The 16,163-nt window shown below is 70.9% G+C and carries 14 protein-coding genes; 9 read left to right on the forward strand and 5 right to left on the reverse strand.

Annotated elements, in window-relative coordinates:
* Window positions 1-93 precede the first annotated feature (93 nt).
* The 4 genes from prfB to WMF14_RS09605 all read left to right on the forward strand — a co-directional run bounded on the left by prfB (window position 94) and on the right by WMF14_RS09605 (window position 5,856).
* A protein-coding gene (gene prfB / locus WMF14_RS09590; RefSeq protein WP_272101322.1) for a peptide chain release factor 2 occupies window positions 94-1,237 on the forward strand; the annotation gives its coding sequence in 2 pieces (ribosomal slippage) (window positions 94-162 and window positions 164-1,237; 1,143 coding nt in all).
* Window positions 1,234-2,955 (forward strand): lysine--tRNA ligase, encoded by a 1,722-nt coding sequence (gene lysS, locus WMF14_RS09595; RefSeq protein ID WP_437800272.1) that lies wholly within the window; start codon window positions 1,234-1,236, stop codon window positions 2,953-2,955. Before prfB ends, lysS begins: the two co-directional genes overlap by 4 nt.
* On the forward strand, window positions 2,952-5,114 hold the full coding sequence (locus WMF14_RS09600; RefSeq protein ID WP_437800273.1) for an FtsX-like permease family protein: 2,163 nt from the start codon (window positions 2,952-2,954) through the stop codon (window positions 5,112-5,114). The genes lysS and WMF14_RS09600 overlap by 4 nt, the downstream gene beginning before the upstream one ends.
* A gap of 7 nt (window positions 5,115-5,121) precedes the next feature.
* Complete coding sequence (locus WMF14_RS09605; RefSeq protein ID WP_272101325.1) at window positions 5,122-5,856, forward strand: ABC transporter ATP-binding protein; 735 nt, start codon at window positions 5,122-5,124, stop codon at window positions 5,854-5,856.
* Here WMF14_RS09605 and WMF14_RS09610 read toward each other — a convergent pair.
* The 3 genes from WMF14_RS09610 to WMF14_RS09620 form a co-directional block, all read right to left on the reverse strand.
* Window positions 5,845-7,926: an FAD-dependent oxidoreductase gene (locus WMF14_RS09610; protein WP_437800275.1), complete on the reverse strand. Its 2,082-nt coding sequence runs from the start codon at window positions 7,924-7,926 to the stop codon at window positions 5,845-5,847. The genes WMF14_RS09605 and WMF14_RS09610 overlap by 12 nt on opposite strands.
* A 240-nt stretch (window positions 7,927-8,166) precedes the next feature.
* Complete coding sequence (locus tag WMF14_RS09615) at window positions 8,167-9,210, reverse strand: arginine N-succinyltransferase (protein ID WP_272101328.1); 1,044 nt, start codon at window positions 9,208-9,210, stop codon at window positions 8,167-8,169.
* A 178-nt stretch (window positions 9,211-9,388) separates the two neighbouring features.
* On the reverse strand, window positions 9,389-10,132 hold the full coding sequence (locus WMF14_RS09620; RefSeq protein ID WP_437800278.1) for a shikimate dehydrogenase: 744 nt from the start codon (window positions 10,130-10,132) through the stop codon (window positions 9,389-9,391).
* A 227-nt stretch (window positions 10,133-10,359) separates the two neighbouring features.
* On the opposite strand from WMF14_RS09620, the gene lepB reads away from it, so the two are divergent.
* Complete coding sequence (gene lepB / locus WMF14_RS09625; protein WP_437800280.1) at window positions 10,360-11,016, forward strand: signal peptidase I; 657 nt, start codon at window positions 10,360-10,362, stop codon at window positions 11,014-11,016.
* 9 nt (window positions 11,017-11,025) lie between these two features.
* On the opposite strand, the gene ftsH is transcribed toward lepB, so the two are convergent.
* Window positions 11,026-12,849 (reverse strand): ATP-dependent zinc metalloprotease FtsH, encoded by a 1,824-nt coding sequence (gene ftsH, locus WMF14_RS09630; protein ID WP_437800281.1) that lies wholly within the window; start codon window positions 12,847-12,849, stop codon window positions 11,026-11,028.
* A 202-nt stretch (window positions 12,850-13,051) separates the two neighbouring features.
* On the opposite strand from ftsH, the gene WMF14_RS09635 reads away from it, so the two are divergent.
* The 3 genes from WMF14_RS09635 to WMF14_RS09645 all read left to right on the forward strand — a co-directional run bounded on the left by WMF14_RS09635 (window position 13,052) and on the right by WMF14_RS09645 (window position 14,549).
* Window positions 13,052-13,570 carry a hypothetical protein gene (locus tag WMF14_RS09635; RefSeq protein WP_437800283.1) on the forward strand — a complete coding sequence of 173 codons (519 nt, stop codon included), beginning with the start codon at window positions 13,052-13,054 and terminating at the stop codon, window positions 13,568-13,570.
* Window positions 13,571-13,635: 65 nt separating this feature from the next.
* A complete protein-coding gene (locus WMF14_RS09640; protein ID WP_272101334.1) occupies window positions 13,636-13,878 on the forward strand; it encodes a hypothetical protein in 243 nt (80 codons plus the stop codon).
* A gap of 2 nt (window positions 13,879-13,880) precedes the next feature.
* Window positions 13,881-14,549: a sigma-70 family RNA polymerase sigma factor gene (locus WMF14_RS09645; RefSeq protein ID WP_437328427.1), complete on the forward strand. Its 669-nt coding sequence runs from the start codon at window positions 13,881-13,883 to the stop codon at window positions 14,547-14,549.
* 28 nt (window positions 14,550-14,577) lie between these two features.
* On the opposite strand, the gene WMF14_RS09650 is transcribed toward WMF14_RS09645, so the two are convergent.
* On the reverse strand, window positions 14,578-14,997 hold the full coding sequence (locus WMF14_RS09650; RefSeq protein WP_272101336.1) for a hypothetical protein: 420 nt from the start codon (window positions 14,995-14,997) through the stop codon (window positions 14,578-14,580).
* A gap of 199 nt (window positions 14,998-15,196) precedes the next feature.
* Between WMF14_RS09650 and WMF14_RS09655 the strand changes: the two genes are divergently transcribed.
* On the forward strand, window positions 15,197-15,961 hold the full coding sequence (locus WMF14_RS09655; RefSeq protein WP_272101337.1) for an SDR family oxidoreductase: 765 nt from the start codon (window positions 15,197-15,199) through the stop codon (window positions 15,959-15,961).
* The last annotated feature ends 202 nt before the right edge of the window (window positions 15,962-16,163 follow it).

Genomic DNA, 16,163 nt, shown 5'->3' on the forward strand with positions numbered 1-16,163 from the left:
CCGACGTGGAGCCGCCTCGGTCCGCCCGCGCGCGGCGGTCTCGCCTGGCGTCTCTCCTGGCGATCGCCGCCCAGATCGAATAGATCCCCCGCCATGCTCTCCGAGACCCGCGAGAAAGTCCTGGACATCAAAAGGCGCTTTGAGGCGCTAAGGGGGCATCTTTGACGTCCCCAAGCTCGAACGGATGCTCCAGGACCTGACCCAGACGACGCTGTCGTCGGGGTTCTGGAACGATCAGGAAAAGGCCCAAGCCGTCCTCCGCAAGCGCGCCCAGGTCGAGTCGAAGCTCGAGGTGGCGCAGCGGCTCGGCCGCGAGATCGAAGATCTCGCGGAGTACCTCGAGCTCGGCGCTGCCGAGGGCGACGAGGGCGTCATCGCCGACGCCGACGTGCAGGCCGACGCCATCGCCGGGCGCCTGCGCAAGGTCGAGCTCGATCGCATGCTGTCCGGCCCCGCCGACCGCGGCAACGCCATCGTCAGCATCCACCCGGGCGCCGGCGGCACCGACGCGAAGGACTGGGCGTCCATGCTCCTCCGCATGTACCTGCGCTTCTGCGAGCGCCGCGGGTACAAGACGGAGATCATCGACTACCAGGACGGCGACGAGGCGGGCATCGACGCCGTCACCCTCACGGTGAGCGGCGACGCCGCGTACGGCTATCTGCGATCCGAGGCCGGGGTCCACCGCCTCGTCCGGATGAGCCCGTTCAACGCCGATCACACGCGCCAGACCGCGTTCGCCGCCGTCGAGGTCACCCCGGACAGCGACGACGAGATCAACATCCAGGTCAACGAGAAGGACATCGAGATCACGACGATGCGCGCCGGCGGCAAGGGCGGGCAGAACGTGAACAAGGTCGAGACCGCCGTTCGCCTGCGGCACCTCCCGACCGGCCTCAACATCGTGTGCCGCGCCGAGCGCAGCCAGCACCAGAACCGCGCGATGGCGATGAAGGTCCTCAAGGCGAAGCTGTACGAGATGGAGCTCCAGAAGCGGGACGCCGAGGTCCAGGCCTACAACGCCGCGAAGAGCGCCATCAACTTCGGCAGCCAGATCAGGAACTACGTCCTCGCGCCCTACCGGCTCGTCAAGGACGTGCGCACCTCCACCGAGGCCACCGACGTGGACGCCGTCCTCGACGGCGATCTCGAGGGCTTCATCGAGGCCTACTTGCTCGCCGCGGCCGGCGGTTCGCTCAGGAAGGGCGGCTCCGTCGCGGAGGACGACGCTCCGTGAGCCAGCAAAAAGACAGACCGAACGACAAGAAGACCGAGCGGCTCGTGAAGGAGGCCGCCGAGGCCGCGCGCGCCGAGGAGACGCTGATCGCCACCCGCAAGGCGAAGGCGGCCCGCCTCCGCGCCCGCGGCGACAACCCGTTCGCCAACGACGTCACGGAGGGCGAGCCGCTCGTCGAGCTCGCGGCCGTCCGCGCCCGCTTCGACGGGGCGCGGGCCGCGGCCGAGCCCAGGCCCGAGGGCGCGGCGCCCGAGCGATCCGCCTCTGCCGCGGCGGATCGCTACGATCCGGCGCGCGTCGAGCCGGTCCCGTTCCGCGTCGCGGGCCGGGTCCTCTTCGTGCGCTCGTTCGGCGGCGTCACCTTCGTCCGGCTGCGCGACCGCACCGGCGAGCTCCAGCTCTACTGCGAGCAGGGGAGCCTCGCCGATTTCGAGCGGCTCGAGGACATCGATCTCGGCGATTTCGTCGAGGCCCGCGGCGTCGCGATGGCGACGCAGAAGGGCGAGCTCTCGATCCGCGCCGAGCGGCTCCGGCTGCTCACGAAGGCCTACCGACCGCTGCCGACCAAGACGAGCTTCAAGGACGTCGAGTCGCGCTACCGCATGCGGTACGTCGATCTCGTGGCCAACCCGCACGTCGCGGGGGTCTTCCGCGCCCGCACCGCGATCGTCGCCGCGCTGCGCGGGTTCCTCGATGCGCGCGGCTTCCTCGAGGTCGAGACGCCGACGATGCACACGCTCGTCGGCGGCGCGGCCGCGAAGCCGTTCAAGACCCACCACAACGCGCTCGACCTCGGGCTCTTCATGCGCATCGCGCCGGAGCTCTTCCTGAAGCGGCTCGTCGTCGGCGGCTTCGAGCGCGTCTACGAGATCGCCCGCTGCTACCGGAACGAGGGGCTGTCGACGCGGCACAACCCCGAGTTCACGATGCTCGAGTACTACCAGGCGTACGCGACGTACGAGACGCTGATGGACGCGACCGAGGCGATGCTCCGCCACGTCGACGCCCGCCTCGCCGAGCGGCTCCCGGCCGAGCACGCGGCCTGGTCCGCGCAGCGCACGTACTCGCTCGAGCGCTTCGAGCGCGTCCCCATGGCCGAGGGGATCGCCCGCGCCCTGGCGAAGTCGGGCCTGCCGGCCGACGTCCCGCAGCGCGTCGCCGCGGACGACGCCCCGATCAAGGAGTGGGCGAAGGCGGCGAAGGCGAGCGGGCGCGAGATCGACTGGACGAACTTCCGCGCGGGCGCGAAGAAGTGCGAGTCGCCCGGTGAGCTCGTCTTCTGCGCGTACGAGTACGTGGTCGAGCCGTTCCTCACGAGGGACTACCGCACGGAGGCCGGCGACAAGAGCGTCCCTGTCTTCATCATCGACTATCCCTTCGAGGTCTCGCCGCTCGCGCGCAAGAAGGACAGCGATCCTTCGCTGGTCGACCGCTTCGAGCTCTTCATCGACGGCCGCGAGCTCTGCAACGCCTTCAGCGAGCTCAACGACCCCGAGGACCAGGACGCGCGCTTCCGCGCGCAGGTCGAGAAGAAGTCGCGGGGCGAGGAGGAGACGATGGATTACGACGCCGACTACGTCCGCGCCCTGGAGCACGGCCTCCCGCCGACGGCGGGCTTCGGCATGGGGGTCGATCGCCTGACGATGCTCCTCACCGGCGCGACCTCCATCCGCGACGTCATCCTGTTCCCGCTCCTCCGTCCCGAGACCGACGCGTGATCGAGCTCTCCAGGTCGTTGCAGGCCGCGCTCCTCGCCGCCGTCGCTCTGGGCATCGTCCTGCTCGCCTGGCGGGGCTACACCCGCTTCGACAAGAAGGGCGAGCTGGAGCCGCGGCGCCCCGGCGTCGTGCGCGGCGGGGTCGTGGTCGCGCTCACGGGCGCCGGCCTGCTCGCGCTCACGCTCATCGCGTCGAGCGGGCGCGCGAAGGGCCTCGCGCTCGTCGGCGCCTTCTTCTCCAGCAATACCGAGCTGATCGCCCAGCTCGTCGCCGCGCTGATCGTGGGCGGGGGTCTTCGGCTGTTCCGGGCCAGGACGACCGCGGACAAGGCCCGGTGGCTCTCCGGCAGGTGGGGCTCCAAGGCCCGCGCGGGGCTCCGGGTGCTCGGCGCGATGTCCCTGCTCGCCGCGCTCGCGATCGTCGTCCTCTGGGTCGCGGTCCTGCCCATCCAGCCGACCTTCCGGTGGATCCTTGGAGGGGTCCTGTTCGGCGCGGGCACGGGCTATCTGGTCGCCGGGAGCCGCCCTGTCCGCAAGGGGCTCTATCGCGCGCTCGGCTGGTGGTGGGGCGCGCTCGTGGGCGTGGCGTTCGGTGCCACCGCGACGCTCACGGCCAGGATGCCCGTCGGGAAGGGCGCGTCGTTCAACGCCACGGATCAGATCATCCGCTTCACCGCGCTCGTCTCGAGCGTCGCCTTCCTGTTCTTCGTGCTGTCGGCGCTCCTGCCGATCGCCCTCGACGCGCTCGAGCGCCGGAGCTTCGTGCCCCACGTGGCCGCGCGCCACGTGCGCGCCTCGAAGAGCGGCTTTCTCACGGTCATCTCGGTCCTGTCGATGGCCGGCGTCGCCGTCAGCTCGTGCGCCCTGTGCTCGGTGACGAGCATCATGGGCGGCTTCGGCGCCGACCTGAAGCGCAAGATCCTCGGCAACAACGCGCACATGGTCGTCGACGCCTCCCGCCCCGGCGGCTTCGGCAACTGGGACGACAAGCTCACCCAGGTGCGCGTCGCGCTCGCGCCCTACGGAGGCGCCGCGACCCCGGTCGCGGCTGGCGAGGCGATGGGCTCCAGCGCCTCGAACACCGCGGGCGCCCTCGTCCGCGGCATCGATCCGGACACCATCGGGCAGGTCATCGACCTCCCCAAGAACATCGAGGTCGGCAGCTTCGACTACCTGCGCGATCCCGAGAAGCTGACGAGCCTGCCTCCCGAGGAGGTCATCGGCCGAGGTCCGGGCGGGGAGCCGTACTTCAAGGGGCCGGACTTCCGCCAGCCGACGGACGTCGACCCGTCGGTGCGCGACTACCTGAAGCAGCAGACGCGCATCTACCCGGGCGTCATCATCGGCCGCGAGCTCGCGAAATCGCTCCACGTGCTCGTCGGGGACGAGGTGACCCTCCTGTCGCCGATGGGTGAGCTCGGCCCCACCGGCGTGATGCCGCGCTCCCGCAAGTTCCGTGTCGCGGCGATCTTCTATAGCGGCATGTACGAGTACGACGTCACGCACGCGTACGTCTTGATGGAAGAGGCGCAGAAGTTCTTCAGCCTCGACGACAAGATCACCCACATCGATATCCGGGTCCCGGATCCCGAGCGGGTGCAGGAGGTCCGCCCGGCCGTGGAGGCGGCCGTCGCCGCGAGCGCCGCGCTCGACGAGGCGCCGGAGGGAGGCAAGCCGCCGCCGCAGCTCCGCGTCCGCGACTGGATGGAGATGAACAAGAACCTCTTCAGCGCGCTCAAGCTGGAGAAGATCGCGACGTTCATCATCCTGTCCATCGCCATCGCGGTCGCGAGCTTCTGCATCGTGTGCACGCTGCTCCTCATGGTGACCGAGAAGGGCAAGGAGATCGCCGTCCTGAAGGCGCTGGGCGCCTCGGACAACGCGGTGATGCGCGTGTTCATGCTCGAGGGCGTGATCATCGGCGCCATCGGCACGATCTACGGTGTCGGCACCGCGCTCGCGGTCTGCACGGGCCTGTACTGGTTCGGTGTCCGGCTCGATCCGGACGTCTATTACATCGACCGGTTGCCCGTGAACGTGAACCTCTCCGACTACGCGATGGTCGCGGTCGCGTCGATGCTCATCTGCACCATCGCCACCATCTACCCGGCCCGCGCTGCCTCGAGGCTCTCTCCGGTCGACGGGCTCCGCTACGAGTAATCACTCCATGTCCACTCCGCTCGTCGTCGTCGAAGACCTCCGCAAGACGTTCGTTCACATGGGCCGCGAGCTCCACGTGCTCTGCGGCATCGACATCGTCATCAATCAGGGCGAGGTCGTGGCGTTCGTGGGCCCCTCCGGCGCCGGCAAGAGCACGTTCCTCCACTGCATCGGCACGCTGGACCTCCCGACGAGCGGCCGCATCCGCCTCGGCAACGACGAGCTCACCGGCCTCCCGGGCTCGCGGCTCGCGGCGATCCGGAACCGGACGATCGGCTTCGTCTTCCAGTTCCACCACCTGCTGCCGGAGTTCAACGCGGTCGAGAACGTGATGATGCCGGGCCTCATCCAGGGGAAGACCCGCCGCGAGATGGAGCCGCTCGCGCGCTCGCTGCTCGCCGAGGTCGGGCTCGCGGCGCGCGCCACGCACCGGCCGGGGGAGCTGTCGGGCGGCGAGCAGCAGCGCGTCGCCCTGGCGCGTGCGCTCGTCCTGTCGCCGAAGCTCCTCCTCGCCGACGAGCCGACCGGCAACCTCGACACCGCGACGAGCGACTCGATCCACCAGCTGTTCTTCGAGATGAACCGCAAGCACGGCACCACGATCGTGGTGGTGACGCACAACCTCAGCTTCGCCGAGTCGATGCCGCGCGTGGTGACCATGCGCGACGGGACGATCGAGAGCGATCGCATCGGCAGCGAGCGCGCCGCGGCCCTCGGGTACCGCGACGGCTCAGCCGGATAGCCGCTCGCTCAGGAGCTCGGCCGCGCGCAGCGACATGGCCATGATGGTCATCTGCGGGTTCACGCCGAGCGACGAGGGGATCGCGCTTCCATCGCACACGTAGAGCCCGGCGACGTCGTGCGCCTGGTGGTCCGGGCCGAGGCACGACGACCGCGGATCCACCCCGATACGGCACGTCCCGAGCGGGTGGAACGCGGCCACGTCGAGGTCGCCCGCCTGGATCTGCCGCGCCTTGAGCCGCTCCAGGTCCACGGGGCCGTTCACCTCGTCGCAGCCGGCGACGAGCGGCAGCACGCGCCGCGCCCCCGCGGCCAGGAACACCTCGCAGAGCAGCTCGACCCCGCGCTGCATCTTGGCGACGTCCTCCCGGTTCATCGTGTAGAGCACGAGCGGCGTGCCGCCGATCCCCGGCCTCACCTCGCCGCGGCTCGTGTCCTTGATCATGAACCCGAACGTCGCGAGGTGCGGGTACCGCTCCATCAGCTCCGTGTAGCGGTGCCCCGTCCAGGGCACGGCCAGCGCGGCGACGTCGAACGGGAGCGAGCCTCCCTCGAACATCAGCCCTTCATCGGCGAAGTGGTCGATCTGGTAGCCCTGCGGGATGCCTTGCCACTGGTCGATCCGCTCATCGAAGAGCGCCATCACCTTCGAGGCCGGGTGGATCGAGAGGTTCTTTCCCAGCGCGCCGCTCGACAGGCACGCTCCGCTCCGGCGCAGGAGCAGCGGCGTCATCAGCGCGCCGCCGGCCACGACGACGGCCTCCGCCCTCACCACGAGCCGCGGCCGCCGCCGTGCGCCGCTCGCCGCGCGGTCGCCGTTGCCTTCGGCCCTCATATCTCCGCCGAGCACTGCAGTCGCCCCCCGCGCGCGGCCCGCCACGAGCTCGATCGTCCTGACCCGCGCCGCCGTGATGAGCTGAGCGCCCCGCTTCAGCGCCTCGGGCACGTAGCTCACGTCGGTCGAGCGCTTGGCCCCCGTGGGGCAGCCGAAGCAGCAGATCCCCTGTCCATCGCAGTCCGGCGCGTTGCGCTGGAGCGGCCCGTGCCGCAGGCCGAGCCGCTCCGCCCCGCGCCGGACGATCGGCCCGATCGCCCCGAGGTGGAGCGGGTCCGCGGGGGCGACCTGGAGCATGCGCTCGACGCGCTCGTAATAGGGAGCGAGCCCGCTGGACGAGAACTCCGCCGGGAGCCCCATGCCGCCTCGCCACGACGCAAAGGTGCTCTCCGGAGCCCGGTAGCAAGTACCGGAGTTGATCACGGTGCTCCCTCCGACGGCGCGCCCCGCGAACACGGGGATATTCACGTTGCCGAGCGTCATATCGAGCCCGTGGTCGCGGTACATCTCCCGGTACGCGCGCGCGGGCCGTCCGGTGAAGCTCGAGCGGCGGTGAAAGTCGCCCTCCTCGAGCATGAGCACCGCGTGACCGCGCGACGCGAGCTCGTAGGCCGCGGCCGCTCCGCCGGCGCCGGTGCCGATCACGAGGACCTCGCACTCGAGCTCCAGGTCCTCCTCGACCTCGCGCCCGTCCGTCACCTGCGCGAGCCAGCGCGGCGCCTCGTCGCGCACCGTGGGCAGCTCGTAGCGGCAGCCGACGTGCTTGAACATCTCGGGCCGGTCGTAGTGGACGAACCTGAGCGGCGTGAGCGCGGCGCGGAGCAGCGAGCGCAGCGTCCGCGCCCGGCTCTGCTCGAAGCCGCGGAGCACCTCCATCCGCTCCTCGAGCGGCAGCGCCGACAGCGGCCTGAGCCGGAAGGGCAGGGGGGCGAGCTCTATCGCCCACAGCGCCGCGCGCACCCCCTGCGCCAGGTGCGGCGGGATCGAGCCGAGCCAGGCCGCGAGCCGGCTGGCGGTCGCTGCGCCTGCGCCGTCGAGGAAGCGCCCGGGCGGCATCGCCGCCTCGGCGAGCGCGGCCGCGATACGCATCTCCCGCCCGGAGAGCCTGGGCTCCGCGCCGCCCTTTGCCGCGGGGGCCCTCTCCGCGCCGGCATCCTCCCTCGGTGTCCCGGGCCAGCGTTCCGTCCGCTCCAGCGCGGGCAAGCGCCCGAAATCGAGGTCCAATCCAAGGGTCATGGTCCTCCGAACCGCTCGTGAAAACTTCTGTTAATTCTGTAGCAACAGAATCGTTGCAGTGCAAGGCGGCCTGATCCGTTGGTGAACCTGGCGCACAGGCGGCCTGGTCCGCTGGCCTCGTGCGCGCTGGACGTGGCGCGCAGGCGGCCTGGTCCGCTGGCCTCGCGCGTGCTGGACGTGGCGCGCAGGCGGCCTGGTCCGCTGATCTCGCGCGTGCTGGACGTGGCCGCAGGCACCCTGTCACGGCATGGGCAGGACCCAGATCGGCGAGCGAGGCTGAAGCTCGAGGTGCTTCCAGGCGTCCTCGGCGATCGCCATGCCGAGCTCTCCCTCATCGCGGAGGCTCGCGGAGACCGCGCGAAAATAAGGGGCGTCCGGGCGCTCGATCGCGAGAATGCCCTTCGGATCCGACGGGCTCGGGGTGAACGGGCGGCCCGCCTTCGCCCGGCGCGTATCGCTCACGAGCGAGATTTCGTCCATGCGGGCGGTGAAGTGCGGCCCTCCGTCGAACGGATCGACCCTGTGGGCGTAACGGAAGCCGACGCGGCGGAGCAGCTTCTCCACCCCACGGGTCTGCGATCCGACCTTGCCGATCACGCGCTGCGCGTCCTCGCGGAGCAGCGAGGCGTAGATGGTCCCCTCAGGGAAGAGCCCCTTGATGAACTCCTTGTTCTTCTTGGAGAGGAGATCCGCGTCGGCATAGCTCATGTCGGTGAACTTGCGCCCGAGCGCTTCCCAGAGGTGGCTTGTCCCATCCGGCTCGAGCGGGGGCATCAGCTCCGCGAGGATCTCCTCCTGGAACAGCGCGGATCGCGCGGCCATGTAGAGGAAGCGAACATAGGAGATCATCGTGCCGAGCCGCTCGGGCCCCTGCCGGTACTCCGGCATGAGCACGAGCCCGCCGATCTCCGTGGGGCCGTTGTACGAGTAGCCGATGCGCAGCACCGTATGATGGAAGTGCTTGTCGATCGTGGCCGAGTACTTCTCCTCGTCGAGCACGTCGAAGAAGATGTAGGGGACGCCGCGCCGGCCGAGCTGCGCGATGATCATCGACGTCCCGACGATCATGCCCTTCTCGCCCTTCGTCAGGTCGACGAGGACGAAGACGTATTGGCGGAGGCGGGGATCCTGGATCGTCCCGTTGAAGCTCTTGTGGCTCTCGGCGACGATCTCGTGGATTGCGTCACGGTTGTTCGGCAGGTTGACCGAGTTCAGGTGGCGCGCGACATAGAGGAGCTGTTCCTCGTCGCCGGTCACGGCTGCGCGTATCTCGAACGAGACCATCGCCGGAAGCCTACGCGTGGCGCCCGTCCTTGGCCATTGCTCCGGAGGCTGTGCGCACGGCGCAGAGCGGCGGTCGTCGCGCGGCCGGACAGCGCGAGCCTGACGCGGGACGTCGCGCGCATCAGCCGAGCTGAGCGCGCAGCGCTTCGTCCGTGGCGCCGAACGGCGGCTCCACGCGTCAGCCGAGCTGAGCGCGCAGCGCTTCGTCCATGGCATCGAGCGGCGGCTCCCGCCCGGTGTACAGCCGGAACTGCTCTGCAGCCTGGTGGAGGAGCATCCTCCCGCCGTGAACGGCGGTCGCGCCGCGCCGCCGCGCCGCCGCCACGAGCTCCGTGATCATCGGCTTGTACACGATGTCCATCACCAGGAGACCTTCCCGCAACGCCTCCTCCGGGACAGGGCTTCGCGGATCGACCTCGGCCATGCCGAGCGACGTGGCGTTCACGAGGACGCTGTGGTCGCGCGCGAGCGCGGCTGCGTCGAGCGGCGCGGCCGCCCCGCCGACCGCCGCCGCGAGCTGCCGCGCCTTCTCGAGATCGCGGTTCGCCACCGTGACGCGGGCGCCGCGCTCCGCGAGCCCGAACGCGACCGCGCGCGCCGCGCCGCCGGCGCCGAGGAGCAGCACCCGCGCGCCCCTGAGCTGCGTCACCTCCTCGAGCGCCCGCACCGCGCCGATCCAGTCGGTATTGTGGCCCCTGAGGCGCCCGTCATCGTTCACGATCGTGTTGACCGCCCCGATCCGCTCGGCGACGGGATCGAGCTCGTCGAGCAATGGAATTACCGCCTGCTTGTAGGGCATCGACACGCCGAGGCCGCGGATCCCGAGCGCGCGCATCCCGCGCGTCGCGCCTTCAACATCGGTCACCGCAAAAGGGATATAGGTAAAATCGAGTCCCAGCGCGCGGTAGCCGGCGAGGTGCATGGCGGCCCCTGTCGTTACCGGATGACGCGACATTGATCCGCAGAGTGTGAGGCGGCCCAGAGCTTGGGAGAGTGGTGCAGTCGATGAAGTGCAGCCGTGCATGCAGCGAAGCTGGCTTGTCTCGAGCGCGGATGCTAGCCCCGCCAGAGATGAGCGAGCCGAGCGTTCCCCAGCCGGCGGTGGAGGCCGCGGCGGTGTGCCTCCAGCCCGACAAGGCTGGACTTTTCATGCTTCGATCCGATCGCGCGTTCGCGCGGCGCGCCTACCAGAGGGTCGCGCCGTTCGGGCGGAGCCTCCTCAAGATCCTCGCGGCGCTCGCGATCCTCACGCTGGGTCGCTCGACGCTCGCGGACCAGTACCACGTGCCCACCGGCTCGATGTGGCCGACGATCGCCCCGGGTGATCGCATCCTCGTCGACAAGGTCGCCTACGGGCTCCGCGTCCCGCTCATGGAGCATTACCTGTTCGAGCGCAGCGGGCCGAGCGCCGGCGACGTGGTGCTCTTCGCGGATCCGCGCGGCGGCCCCACCCTCCTCGTCAAGCGGGTGATCGCGCTCCCCGGTCAGACGGTGATGCTCCGGCGAGGCGTGCTGTACGTCGACGGCGCGGCGCAAGCGCTCGAGCAGCGCGGGGACGGCACGAGGGTGGAGCACCTCGGCCAGGTCACGCACGCGGCCGGCGAGACCGACTTCGATGCGTTCGGTCCGGTCGTCGTCCCGCCGGACCACCTCTTCGTGATGGGCGACAACCGCGCCGCGTCGCTCGACAGCCGAGCGATGGGCGCGGTGCCGCGAGAGCTCCTGCGCGGCCGTGTGCTCAGCGTCGTCTATCACTACGACGCCGCGGGCTTCGATCTGTCACGCGCTCTGCGGAGCGTGGACTGAGCGCCTCGTCTACGTTTCCCTCCTCGCCACCATCTCCCTGAGCTCATCGCCGCTCAGGGTCTCGACCTCGTAGAGCCGGGCGGCGACGCGCTCGAGCGTCGGCCGGTGCCCCTGGATCAACGCGCGCGCCCGCGCCTCCGCGTCCGCGAGGATGCGCGCGACCTCCGCGTCGATCGCGCGCGCGGTCGCGTCGCTGCACTCGCGCGGCCCTGCGCCGGACGGCATCGCGCCCTGCGCTTCGCCGAGGAACGACAGCGGCCGGCGCGGATCGAGCGCCGAGAGGCCGACCCCCTGGCCCATCCCGAGCTCGCGGACCATGCGACGCGCGAGCTCGGTCGCGTTGAGCAGATCGTCCTGCGCGCCGGTCGACAGGTCTCCGACGGCCTCCTCCTCGGCGACGCGCCCGCCCAGCAGCACGACCAGCCGATCGAGGATCTCCTGCCGGCTCCACAGGTAACGATCCTCGCGCGGCTGCTGGATCGTGTACCCGAGCGCGCCCGGCCCCCGCGGCACGATGGACACCTTGCGCACAGGATCCTGCGTCGGCAGCAGCGAGGCCGTCAGCGCGTGCCCCACCTCGTGGTAGGCGACGACGAGCTTCTCGCGCGCTCCGAGCCGCCTGCCACGGCGCTCGAGCCCCGCGAGCCCGCGCTCGATCGCCGCCTCCAGGTCGCCGTGTCCCACCGCCGCCGCGCCGCGCCGCGCCGCGAGCAGCGCCGCCTCATTGACGATGTTCGCGAGGTCGGCGCCGACGAGCCCCGCTGTCTGCGCGGCCACGGCGTCGAGATCCGCGCAGGGATCGAGCGCCACCTTCTTCGCGTGCACCGCGAGGATCTCCTTCCGTTCGGCGAGGTCGGGCCGATCGATGTGCACCCGGCGGTCGAACCGCCCTGGCCTGAGGAGCGCCGGATCGAGGATCTCGGCGCGGTTCGTCGCGGCGATCACGACCATGGCCGTGTGCGCGTCGAACCCATCCATCTCGGTCAGGAGCTGGTTGAGCGTCTGCTCCCGCTCGTCGTGTCCGCCGACGGAGCCGCCGAGGCCGCGCACCTTGCCGACCGCATCGAGCTCGTCGATGAACACGAGGCAGTGCCCCTTCTCGCGCGCCTGGGAGAAGAGGTCGCGCACGCGCGCGGCGCCGACGCCGACGAACATCTCGACGAACTCCGACCCGCTCGCGCTGAAGAAGGGGACGCTCGCCTCTCCCGCGATCGCCCGAGCGAGCAACGTCTTGCCCGTGCCGGGCGGCCCCACGAGGAGCACCCCTCTGGGCATCCGCCCGCCGAGCTTCTCGTAGCGCTCGGGCGCCTTGAGGAAGTCGACGATCTCGCCGAGCTCCGTCTTCGCCTCGGCGTTGCCGGCGACATCGCGGAACGTCGTGATCGCGCCCCGCTCCTCGTAGAGCCGCGCCTTGTGCTTGCCGAAGGCGGTCGCGGCGCCCGAGATGGTCCCTGCCGTCGCCGCGCGGCGCGACGCGAGGTGGCCCATCGCGACCAGACCGGCGAGCGGCAGCAGCAGCCAGAGGTACGGCGGCAACCCCAGCTCGTCCGCGACGCGCGTGTACGGGATCCGTCGCCGGTCGAGATCGGCGAGCAGATCCTTCTCGGTCTGCTCGATGCGCCCCGTGCGGTAGCTCTGCGGCGCGCGCGCGCTCAGGCCGGGCACCGCGCGCCCGATGTACACGTCGTCCCGGATCTCGATCTCGGCGAGCTCTCCGCTCTCCGCGAGCGAGCGGAAGCGCGCGTACGGGATCCGGCCGTCGGACGCCGCCATCACCTGAAGCAGCAACGCCGAGCCGAGCACCAGGACGAGAACAATCCAGAGCGACCGCATGCTCCCGCCTCCGCACGGACAGGCGACATGGTCGGTGAGGCCGACCTGTCGTCACGGTGCGCCCTGCACGGAGCCTGCCAAGGCGGCCCGTGCACCTTCGCGGCAAGCGCGGCAGGCCGAGGGGTCGCTCGATCCGCCGCGCAGCGACGAGCGCGCCCGGCGCGGCATGGACGCCCGGCGCGAGCCGATCAACCCTCGCTGCATGGGGAGATCTCTTTTCTTGATCACGGTCACGGGTCTGCTGTCGACGTCGCTGCTCGGTTGCGGAGGGGCCTCGCCGCCTCCGATCGAGCAGCCCGAGCCCGCGCGGCCGGAAGAGCCGTCGCCGACGGCCGAGCCCACGAACGATGCCGCCCAGGGCGCCGCGGCGCGGGAGGCAGACGCCCCGCCCGACGCGCCGGCGCCGCCGCGTCGCGACGACTCGGTGCCCGACGACTATGCGCTGATGCATGGCGACTGCGTGGAGCTCGGCAAGCGGCTCACGGTGCTCACGCGCTCGGATCAGGTCGCGGCGCTCAGCGCCAAGCTCACGGCGGAGCAGCGGGGCGAGACCGAGAAGAAGATCGACGCTGTCGCGGCCACGCTCGGGGAGCAGTACGCGCGGTCGTGCGAGCAGAACGTCGGCAAGAGCGTGGATCCGAGGTCGCTCAAGTGCGCGTTCGACGCGCGGACCGTCAGGGCGTTCGAGGCCTGCCTCAACGCCTCGCCGCCGGCCCAATGACGCCTCGGCGATGCGGCGAGCGGCGGATGACGGCGCGCTCTGTGGAGATATACTGGCCGTCACCCATGGACGCTTCGCTCCTCGATGACCCCTGGATCGCCGCTCAGGTCGACGCCGCCGTGGCGCCCTACGTGGGGCGCCTGCCCGCGCACGAGATCGCGTGGATGCGCGAGCAGCTCGCGGAGGTGCTGCTGCACGACGAGGAGGCGAGCCGCCTCCTGCGGCGCGCGCATCCGCGCGAGGTCGACGAGAGCGGCGAGCGGGCGTTCGGGGTGCTCGGCGCAGCGGGGCGCGCCAAGGCGGGATAGCGGTGCGCACTCCGGAAGACCGGCTGCTCGCCGAGGGGCTCGACCTGCTTCAGCTGGTCGCGAAGCGCATCGCGCGCCGTCTGGGCCGCCGCATCCCGGTGGAGGACCTCGTCGCGCTGGGGCACCCGGCGCTGCTCGAGATCGTGCGGACCCACGATCCGAGCCGATCCACCTTCGAGGCCTACGCCAAGCGGAAGCTCCGGTGGGCCATCTTCGACGGCGTCCGGAGGGAGACGCGCTGGCGTTCCGCGGCCGCGCGGGCCAGCGCGCTCGCTGCGTCGGCGCGCTTCGCCGAGGGGCGCGGGGCGGAGGACGACGCCGAAGCGCCTGCCACGCAGGAGGCCTACGCCGCGCGGCTCGGCGATCTGCTCGCAGGCCACGCGGCCGCGATGGCGCTCGGCCTGCTCTCGAGCCACGGGGACGTCGCCGCAGTCCCCGACGCCGCGGACGACCCGGAGGAGCGCGCCTCTCGCGCCGAGCTCGCGCAGGCCGTGCGTCACGCCGTGAGCGAGCTCCCGGAGCGCGAGCGCGCCCTCGTGGAGCGCCACTACTTCGACGACGAGCGCTTCGATCAGATCGCGCAGGATCTCGGGATCAGCAAGAGCTGGGCGAGCCGGTTGCACAGCCAGGCCATCGAGCGCCTGGGCGAGCTGCTCCGCACAGCGCGCTGAGGCGCGGGCGCTCGCTGGCGGATGCCGGTCAGCGCTGCCGGCTCTGCAACGAGCGGAGATACGGGGCCCGCTCCTCGTCGCTGACCGGCTCGTTGCTGATCACCCGGTGGTCGCGCGGCAGGAAATACACGAGCCGGACCGTCATGTGGTCCTTCGCGACGGTCAGCTTCCCCCTGCGACGGAGCTCCGCGGCCTCCTGGAAGCTCTGCGCCTTCGGATCGTAGGCGATCATGTGCAGATCTGACCCGAACGGCGCGGGCAGCTCTTCCACCTCGACGATCTTGTAGATGCGGAGCCCTCCGCTCTGCTCGGCGGCTGCGACCACGGCGCCGATCACCAGATCCTTGCCCGTCGGATCGGAGGTCTCGGGCACCGGGGGGGTGCGGTCACATGCAGGCGCGAGCGTCAGGATGCCGGCGCACACGGCGGCGAGCGCGATCGACCTCATGGGCGCTGAATAACATCGATGCCACCCGGCGCAAGCGGCGGTCGCGCGGGTCGCCCGCGTTACGCGGGGCCCTGCACGCCGGGCGGGGGTCGCGGGCGTTGGTTGCGCGTTGCGACGTCGTCCGCCGCCTCGCGGCTGTGTCGTGGTAGACGGCGCGCTCGACACGGTGATCGGGAGCGATCCCTGGAGGAGTGCGATCATGCGACTCGAGGACACGAAGTTCGTCGTCACAGGTGCTGCCCAGGGGCTGGGTCGCCACTATGCGCTGCGGCTCGCGGAGCTCGGGGGCCAGGTCGCCGCCGGCGACATGAACGAGGAGGGGCTCGCGTCGCTCGTCGAGGCGAGCAAGGGGCTCGCCGGCAAGATCCACGCGCGGGCGGTCAACGTGGCGGTGGAGGCGGAGGTGGAGGCGTTCGTCCGCTTCGCGCACGAGGCGATGGGCGGCCTGAACGGCCTCGTGAACAACGCGGGCATCCTGCGGGACGGCCTGCTGGTCAAGAAGGACCGGCAGACCGGCGCGGTCGTCAAGCTGAGCGCGGCGCAGTGGCAGGCCGTCATCGATGTCAACCTGACGGGGGCCACGCTCATGGTCCGCGAGGTCGTCGCGAAGATGATCGAGACCGAGCAGAAGGGCGTCATCGTCAACATCAGCTCCATCGCGCGCCACGGCAACCGCGGCCAGTCAAGCTACACCGCCGCGAAGAGCGCGCTCGCGGCGAACACGAAGACCTGGGCGCTCGAGTTCGCGCCGTTCGGCATCCGCGTCGGCGCCGTTGCGCCCGGCATGATCGAGACGCCCATGACGCAGGGCATGCACCAGAAGGCGCGCGACGCCTTGGTCGCCATGATCCCTGTGGGCCGCATCGGCGTGCCCGAGGACATCTGGCAGGCCGTGCGCTTCGTGATCGAGTGCGAGTACTTCAACGGCCGCTGCATCGACGTCGACGGCGGCCTCACGATGTGACGCCTTCGCGCGGCCGATCGCTCCGCGGTGGGCGGGCGTTCGCGCCTCGCCTCCTCGCCCGCCAGCCCGCGCTCGCGCGGCGTCATCTTCCGCCGGTCTGACCGGCTCCATCCCTGCCCGATCCCTCTTCCCGGAGCTCCTGCGGCGCTCGACTCACCGAGCGCTGCTCGGCGCGCTCGCGCGCTCGACCGGCCGAGCGCTG

This window comes from Sorangium sp. So ce693, from assembly GCF_051521375.1.
GTDB lineage: Bacteria > Myxococcota_A > Polyangia > Polyangiales > Polyangiaceae > Sorangium > Sorangium atrum.